The organism is Methyloparacoccus murrellii (genome assembly GCF_054657115.1).
The window spans coordinates 21,027-28,968 of record NZ_BAAHXD010000047.1; the positions used below are offsets into that span (position 1 = coordinate 21,027).

The 7,942-nt window shown below is 60.6% G+C and carries 6 protein-coding genes; 4 read left to right on the forward strand and 2 right to left on the reverse strand.

Features of this window, described 5'->3' with window-relative positions; genetic code table 11:
- Positions 1-42: 42 nt before the first annotated feature.
- Both ACYQ1H_RS12680 and ACYQ1H_RS12685 read right to left on the reverse strand, forming a co-directional pair.
- Positions 43-1,110 (reverse strand): TolB-like translocation protein, encoded by a 1,068-nt coding sequence (locus tag ACYQ1H_RS12680; RefSeq protein ID WP_460028405.1) that lies wholly within the window; start codon positions 1,108-1,110, stop codon positions 43-45.
- A gap of 134 nt (positions 1,111-1,244) precedes the next feature.
- Positions 1,245-2,039 (reverse strand): class I SAM-dependent methyltransferase, encoded by a 795-nt coding sequence (locus ACYQ1H_RS12685; protein ID WP_460028406.1) that lies wholly within the window; start codon positions 2,037-2,039, stop codon positions 1,245-1,247.
- Positions 2,040-2,681: 642 nt separating this feature from the next.
- Here ACYQ1H_RS12685 and cas3 point away from each other — a divergent pair.
- From cas3 to ACYQ1H_RS12705, 4 genes are all read left to right on the forward strand, one after another.
- Positions 2,682-5,363, forward strand: coding sequence for a CRISPR-associated helicase/endonuclease Cas3 (cas3, locus tag ACYQ1H_RS12690; protein ID WP_460028407.1), 2,682 nt, complete (start codon positions 2,682-2,684; stop codon positions 5,361-5,363).
- A 323-nt stretch (positions 5,364-5,686) separates the two neighbouring features.
- A complete protein-coding gene (gene casA, locus ACYQ1H_RS12695; RefSeq protein ID WP_460028408.1) occupies positions 5,687-7,222 on the forward strand; it encodes a type I-E CRISPR-associated protein Cse1/CasA in 1,536 nt (511 codons plus the stop codon).
- Positions 7,212-7,757 (forward strand): type I-E CRISPR-associated protein Cse2/CasB, encoded by a 546-nt coding sequence (gene casB / locus ACYQ1H_RS12700; RefSeq protein ID WP_460028409.1) that lies wholly within the window; start codon positions 7,212-7,214, stop codon positions 7,755-7,757. The genes casA and casB overlap by 11 nt, the downstream gene beginning before the upstream one ends.
- Positions 7,747-7,942: type I-E CRISPR-associated protein Cas7/Cse4/CasC (locus ACYQ1H_RS12705; protein WP_460028410.1), on the forward strand; the 196-nt coding region annotated here is incomplete at its 3' end. The genes casB and ACYQ1H_RS12705, both read left to right, overlap by 11 nt.

A 7,942-nucleotide genomic window follows, 5' to 3' on the forward strand; every position in this document is an offset into this window, starting at 1 on the left:
GGCCGGACGGATGGCGCCGCGCAACGGGGATGGCGGGTCGCGTCAGTGGCTATTCTTCTGCTTCACCGCGCCGCTGGCAAGCAGATTGGGCGGCGGGCCGATGGGTTCGAAACGCTTCAGCAGGGGAATATCGTCCTTGGCGACCCGGTGGATCGCCATGTTGTAGCTGCCCTGCGGCCCCCAGCCGCCGGTGAATGACTGGCCATCGGGCGTGAAGGTCCAGCACATGTCCTCCCCGGCGGTATTGATGGTGTCGCCGAGGTTCAGGGGCTCCTGCCATTCGCCCTTGGGGTTCTGGTAGGCGATCCACTCATCGTGCCCGCCCCGCGAGCCCAGGTCGGGCCGGTTGCTGGTGACGATCAGGCTCTTGCCGTCCCTGGACAGCCCGGTCCAGTGCAGGTGATCCCGGTAGGGCGAATTGATCCTAGGCCCTAAGCTCTGCGGCTTTTGCCAGACACCGTCCTTCTTCTCGACCTTCCAGATATCGCTGTCCTGGGTGACGCCCGGCTGCTGGTAGTTGAAGTAGATCAGGCTGTCGGAAGCGATGATCGGGCAATGCTCCTCACCGGTCGGGGTGTTGAGATGCGGCAGTTCCGGCACCTCGTTCCAGTTCCGGGCCGGCTGCCAGACGCCGTTGACCTTCTGGGCCACGTAAAGGTCGCCGGTCGACAGGTTGCCGGCCCGGTAGCGGGTGAAATAGATGAGGTTGCCGTCGTCGGAAAAGCTCGCCTCCAGTTCCCAGTCGGGGGTGTTGATGTCCGGCCCGACGGCGGGATCGATGCCAGCCCCGAGCGGGATCGGCGCCTGCCAAACCCCATCGGCGTTGCGGGCCAGCCAGACATCAAAGTTGTAGGGCGTCCCCGACTCGACGCTGCCCGGGCGGGTCGAGGTGAACAAGGCCGTTTTGCCATCGGCGCTGTAGGTGATCTCGAAATTGGAACCCGGCGAGGCCAGCCCGCCGCCCAGCGGCTGCGAGGTGGGCGGCGGCTCCGCGCCACCCCCGCCCGCCAGGGACATGCCCGGCATGGCGCTGGCGGCCCCCTGGCCCAGGATCAGCATCAGCGCCACAGCGCAGCATCTTGCCATCGGCGTGCTCTCGTTCATCTGCATGGATACCTCGAAAGATTCGGCCCTAGCCCTGGAAACGGGCCTCCGGCGCGGGTGTTCAGGAAGGGGGTCCCGCCCATGCGGGGGTCGGGAATGGGTGGGACGATGGCCCCGATGACGGGACACGCCCGGCGGCCCTATCGCTTCTCCGTTTCGAACAGGATGGCCTGCATCGGATAACGCGTGGGGCTGGCGCCGTATGCCTGGCGGAAGGCCTCGGCAAGGGCATCGACGATGTCCTCGGGATTGACGCCACCGCGGTCCCTGATCTCGAAGATGATCGGCGTATACACCAGGGCGCGGGCAAAGGCCGACACGTCGAGGATGTCGTAGGTATGCCGCTGCACGGAAATCACGATGGGATCGAACCCGGCCCGGATCAGCCGTTCCTTGATCGGATCGATTTGATGGCAGGCCACCGGATCGCACAGGAAGCGGGGCGTATCCGACGGGAAGAAGCGCTTCAGCACCTCGAAGCTCAGGCTGGCAAACGGGTTGTACTGCTCCGAATCCCAGACGCGGAACAGGTAACGCCCGCCGCGCCTGAGGGTCCGGTACACCTCGCCGAATGCCTGGTCCTGATCGAAGAACATGATCCCGAACTGGCAGACCACCGCATCGAACGACGCGTCCATGAATGGCAACGCCGTGGCGTCCGCGTTCCGGAACGTGACCTGCTCGTCGGGCAGAAATTTTGTCCGGGCGAGCGCCATCATCGAATCGCTGATGTCGATCGCCGTCAGCCGCGCATCCCTGGGCAGCAGGTTGCGCAGATGCCGCGTGACAATGCCGGTACCGGCGGCGATTTCCAGCACGTCACCGGGCGATCGCTCGGCCACGCGCCGGGCGGTGTCGGCGCCATAGTGCTCGAACAGTACCGGCCCGAGATCCCGGTCGTAAGGGATGACGACGTCGTCCACATAGCCTGCCATGCACGGTACTCCGGTTGAGGATCGGGGGGTTCCCAGGGACGGGACGGTTACGGGCGCTCGAATCAGTCAACCCTGATGATCCCATCGTACCACCCCGCAGGGGGAGATGCCGACCGCAAGGCCGGCGCCACGGCGCCACCTGCCGGCCGCGCGGGCAAGGGTATTGCAAGCCCTTATGGAAGCGACACGCCACCGACAGGATAGCAAGCGGCCGGCAACGGAAGCGGTGGCATCCGGCCCAGCGGCATGCCACCGCAGCGATCATGGCCAGGGACCGGAACTACCGGCCCTGTCGGCACCGGGGCATGGCAGCCAGCGGGAATCCCTTGCGCCGTTTTCTATTAACCCGGCCACTTTTTATCGAACGTCTGCAACCCATGGAAGCCTTGTCTGGCGCAGCAACTGACCCCGTGGTCGTACGTTTTATTGTGGCCCGAGTAATAGCAGCCTGTCACGCCTGGACGCACGGCGGTCGGGCTGGTCTGTCTCGTGCGGCATACTGCTTTCCGGCAGAGACGAGCCAGGAAACCGAGACCCATCGATATCGTCAGCCGAGATATCAGAAATCTTCTTAAGCCCACAAATCTCCGCGCGCACCCACTCACCAATTCCTTCCGGAAAAACCAACACAAAGGCATCATGATGACTCATAAACCTTACTGGAATTATTGGGGAAAAAGCGTCGGCGCTCTGCCACCAAAACAGGAAACCTATCCGGGCTGGCATCTGCTGGCATGGCATTGCCTGGATGTGGCGGCGGTGGCTTGTACGTGGTGGGATTCGAGCCGATCCATCCGGCGGTCTTTTGCTGCCGCGCTGGAGGTGAACGAGGGCGACACACAGGCGATGGAAGAACTCAAGGCCTGGGTGCTGTTCTTCATCGCTCTGCATGATTTTGGCAAATTCGATATCCGATTCCAGTGGAAAGCCCACGAGGTAACGATGGTGCTTTGGCCTGAGGCGGGATGGGCGACATTGAAGATAGCCGAGGCTGACTGGAAGGGCTACGATCATGGACTCGCTGGTTTTGTCTGGCTGACAGCAGAATGGGATACCCTGCTGGGCTGCGATGACGAGGACGATTCATACGAAGCTTGGGACGCATGGCGTCCATGGCTGCAAGCGGTCACCGGCCATCATGGCGAAATCATTTCCGGCAACGCTGAACTCGGCAAAATCAGGAATTTCGGCAAGATGGAGCACCAAGACCAACTTGCCCGGAAGGCTTGGCTCTTGGAACTCGAAGCGTTGTTCCTCCTACCAGTCGGCCTATCCCTGCGGTCCCTGCCGCAACGAATCAATAACGACAATCGCGCGGCACAAAGTCTGCTCGCCGGTTTCTGTGCGGTGGCCGACTGGGTTGGCTCCAACACCCGATATTTTCCTTACTGCGCCGATCGCCTCGAACCCGCAGCCTATTTCTCCCGACGCCTCGCGGACATAGCGAACAAGCAGGTGCTGCGTTCATGCGGCTTGCACGGGCAAATCCTCGCCTATTCCGGAGTGGCTGCGGTACTCCCGTCAAACGAGAAGCCACGTGGCATTCAAACCCTGGTGGATGCTCTGCCCGTCGAACCGGGCCTGCTTCTGGTAGAGGCACCCACCGGCTCTGGCAAGACTGAAGCCGCGCTCGGTTATGCCTGGCGTTTGCTGGATGCCGGCCTTGCCGACGCCATCGTCTTCGCCCTGCCTACCCAGGCCACCGCCAATGCCATGCTCAAGCGGCTGGAAGATTTCGCTGCCTTGGCCTTTCAGGGGGGTGCGAATGTCGTCCTGGCGCACGGAAAGTCGGATGTCAATCACGACTTCGACCGGCTGAGGGAAGCCGGACGCCATCCCAGCGTGCAAGGCGAGATGGAAGCTGCCGCGCAATGCACGGCATGGCTGGCACAAAGCCGCAAGCGCGCCTTCCTCGGACAAATCGGCGTTTGTACGGTGGATCAAGCCCTGCTATCGGTGTTGCCGGTCCGGCATAAGTTCGTGCGGGGCTTCGGCATCCACCGTAGCGTCCTGATCGTGGACGAGGTCCACGCCTACGACGGTTACATGACCGGCCTCTTGGAGGAAATACTGGCCCGGCAAACCCGAACCGGCGGCTCCGCCATACTGCTTTCCGCGACCTTGCCAGCCAATCAACGCAAGCGTTTGGCCGAGGCATGGGGTGCCAGGCAAATCGAGCAATCCCATGACTATCCACTGCTGACCCATATCCAGGGTCAAATCCTCGACACGCCGCAACTCGCAAAGGAACACCACCCCAAGCCGCGAACCATCGCGGTGGAACGCCTCGCCACCGCACGGGCCGAACCCGATGATGCAATCCTGAAGCGTGTCATCGAGGCGGCGCAGCAAGGCGCGCGAGTCGTCCTCATCCTCAATTTGGTGGATGTCGCGCAACAAACCGCCAAACGCCTTCGTGACGGGCAGCTGAATCGAACCGGTATTCCAGTCGACCTCTTCCATGCCCGTTATCGCTTCGAGGACCGGCGGCTCAAGGAAATCGCCGTGCTTGGCCATTACGGGAAAGGGGCCATGCGAAACGCCGGCGGACGCATCCTGGTCGCGACTCAAGTGGTGGAGCAAAGCCTGGACCTCGATTTCGACTGGATGGTGACGCAAATCTGCCCGGTGGATCTGCTGTTTCAGCGACTTGGGCGCTTGCAAAGACATGATCGCGCGCGTCCGCCTGGCTTCGAGTCGCCGCGCTGCCTGGTTCTGACGCCTACGAGCGGTAAATATGACGTGTTCAAATGCATCTATGGCAGTCCGCGGTTGCTATGGCGCACGGAGCAATTATTGAAGCTATCGGGGGGTGTGATCCAATTTCCAGCCGCCTATCGGGAATGGATCGAGGCGGTTTATGGCGAGGAATGGCCGGTTGCTCAAGACGAACCTGAAGATGTTATCGACAGGCATCTTGGCTGGCAGCAAGAACAGGAACAAAAGCGCCACGACGCGGCCCGCTATGTGAGGATGAATATCCGTGAGTTTCGTGACGATCAGGATACCGTGGCCTCCCTGACCCGGGACGAGGAAATGGGGTACACAGTGCTGCCGCTGAGCGCGGACGGCAAGACGCTGCTGGATGGATGCAAGTTGAACGACCTGGGCGAGATCAAAAGGGCCGAGACCATCAACCTGAATGGCATTCCTGCCCCGGCGAGCTGGAAATTCCTCCAGTCGCTGGAAATACATGACGACGGCTGCCGGATCTTGCCGCTGGAGCGGGACAGGGAGGCTTGGCGCGGCGAGGCGGGTGGAACCGTCCTAGTCTATTCGCAGGAATACGGCTTGACCAAGGGAGCCAAGCAGCCAGGCGGATAAGACCGCCCGGCAAGCCCCACTAGCGTGGGGAACATAGCCGTCCTGCCGATAAGAACAACACGAACGACGGTTCATCCCCTGATCAGGGGAAATCAGGGCCATTCCGGCACCGCTCAATAATAACACGAACTACTTTACGATAAGCTGCTTTATCTTTACCATTGAATGCCATGCTGACCATGGGGGAAGTACAACGTGACTGAGTTGATGCGCGAAATTCGAGGGTTGATTGAAGCCTTGAACAAGACTACGCCTCTTGCCGTCACGGCATTGGCTCCGCTTCTAGGGGTTTTGCTGGTGTTGACCCTATTGATCATAGGGGGATGGCTAAGATGGACCTCTTAAGGAATGCCTGGATACCCGTTCGGCATAGGAATGGGGCGGTCACCGGTGACCTGATCACGCTGGAAGAACAGCTGTGTGGCTCGGAGGCATGGGACATCGCCCTGCCCCGCGATGATTTGGAAATGGCCTGCCTGCAACTGCTGATCTGCCTCGTCCAGGTGATGTTTCCTCCCGATGACGCGCCCGCCCTGCGCCAGCGGGCCAAGACCCCGCTCTCCCCCGAGGAGTTCGCCGATGGCGTCGCCAAGCTCGGCGACTGGTTCGACCTTGACCATCCCGAATGGCCGTTCATGCAGACCCGCGGCATCAAGGCCGACGAGGCGACTCCCATCCAGAAACTGCTGATCGGTTTGCCGGAAGGCAACAACCATGCGTTTTTCAACGAACCGGGGGAAATCCGCTACCTCGGTGCGCCCGCTGCGGCCATCGCGCTGTTCCATCAAGCGGTGAACTGCCCCAGCTTCGGCGGGGGTTTCAAGGGTGGGCTGCGGGGCGGAGCACCCATCACCACCCTGGTATCGGGTGATCACCTGCGGGAAACGATTTGGCGGAACGTCCTCACCCGCGAATCCATCACCGACCTGTTGCCGGTCTACGACTTTGACTTCGCCCAAGATCAACCTACCTGGGTGCAGCCTATCAAGGCCGGCGAGACTTTCCCGACTGCGAGAATTGGCCTGCTACGCGGTTTGTTCTGGCAACCGGCCCATGTCAGCTTGATCGGCGCCGACGAACAGCAATCTTGCCAATTGCTGGGCGGTGAGCCTGGTCCCGCCTATTCCGGCTTCCTCAAAGAAAAATTTACCTACACCGCCGAAGGCACGCCATGGCCGCATCCTCATGGCGCCTTACAAGTTGCCACCAAAAAAGGCAAGCGCGAGGAAAAATTCCTGTCCTTTACAACCACTGCGCCCGCCTGGACGCTGATGAGCGAATTCGTGGTTCCTCGCAGTGGCAAGCAAGACCCGGAAGGTAGCCGTCCGGCATCCGCAATCGTCCAGTTCAGCACGACGTGGCCGAAAAAACCGTTGTCGCTGCTGGTGGGGGGTTATCGCAGCAATCAAGCCTCGGTGATCGAGCGCCGTCACGAACTGTTAAGCCTTGCAAGTGGCTGGGAGGCCGGGAGCAACCTTAAGCACTTGGTCGAACTGGCACTCAAAAGCCGCGATGCCCTGTGGAAGAAGCTGTTCTATGTCGGCAAAGGCAATAAGGACAAGGGTTTCAAGGGGCTGGGAGTGGGGTTGCAAAAAACCGGTGAAGTCCTGTTTTTCCGCCGCACCGAGCGGCTGGTGCAAAGCGCCTTGGCGGATGTCGCTTTCGATGATGCGGGGTTCAACACCCACCGCGGAAACTTCGTCGCAGCGCTGGCCAAGGTCTGCCGAGACATTTTCAATGAATTGACCGAGCCCTACGCCGCCAAACCTGAACTTATTCCCATCATCGCCGTGGCCCGTGCCGGGCTCGGCACCGAACTCGCCAGACTCCAACAAGAGGTAAAAACCCATGGCGGATGAAAAAAGCACCGGGCCGGATTTCCTGGACATCTACACCAAGTTCCACGGGACGCTTCAGGCGGACGGAACCCGCAAAGGTGGGTTGGATAATGGGATGAAAGCGCAAATCCGACGGATAGCCGAGCCCGATGATTTACGGGATACCCCCGCGCTTTATCGCCTTTTCAACCAAGCGCGCCCCCACGATGGCTGGCTAAGAGTCGTGTTTCTTCTGCCTTGGTGCGAGGACTGTGGCGACGCCAAACGCGACATTACCCCGCGTTTCGGCAGACAGTTGAAGGAAGCCAACATCAGCGAACCGCGCTTGTTCCAGATCGCTCATTCGCGTGCTCCACTCGACATCATCCAGCTACGCCGCCTGGCAATCAGTCTCAAGCATCCCCGAGTGGATTGGAAAACTTTCGGCTGGCTCCTTTACCGCTCGGAGCGTGACGGTTCCTGGAGTCAAAAATCCAAGCGCCAACTCATCGAAGACTTCTATATCGCCCAACCCGCCTCTTCCGATACCAAAAGGGACGTCACCCATGAATACTAAGAACTTCGTCAATTTCCATGTACTGATTTCGCACAGCCCCTCTTGCCTTAACCGTGACGATTCCAACATGCAGAAAACCGCCATGTTCGGGGGTGTGACGCGGGTCAGGATTTCCAGCCAGAGTCTGAAGCGGGCCATGCGCCGTCCACCGGAAGCAGAGCGGAACTATTGGGCCGAACACCTAG

Excerpts from the sequence above, each read along its gene's own strand:
- cas3 (WP_460028407.1), top strand. The coding sequence starts at position 2,682 with ATGACTCATAAACCTTACTGGAATTATTGGGGAAAAAGCGTCGGCGCT.
- ACYQ1H_RS12685 (WP_460028406.1), bottom strand. The coding sequence starts at position 2,039 with ATGGCAGGCTATGTGGACGACGTCGTCATCCCTTACGACCGGGATCTC.
- casB (WP_460028409.1), top strand. The coding sequence starts at position 7,212 with ATGGCGGATGAAAAAAGCACCGGGCCGGATTTCCTGGACATCTACACC.
- ACYQ1H_RS12680 (WP_460028405.1), bottom strand. The coding sequence starts at position 1,110 with ATGCAGATGAACGAGAGCACGCCGATGGCAAGATGCTGCGCTGTGGCG.
- casA (WP_460028408.1), top strand. The coding sequence starts at position 5,687 with ATGGCTAAGATGGACCTCTTAAGGAATGCCTGGATACCCGTTCGGCAT.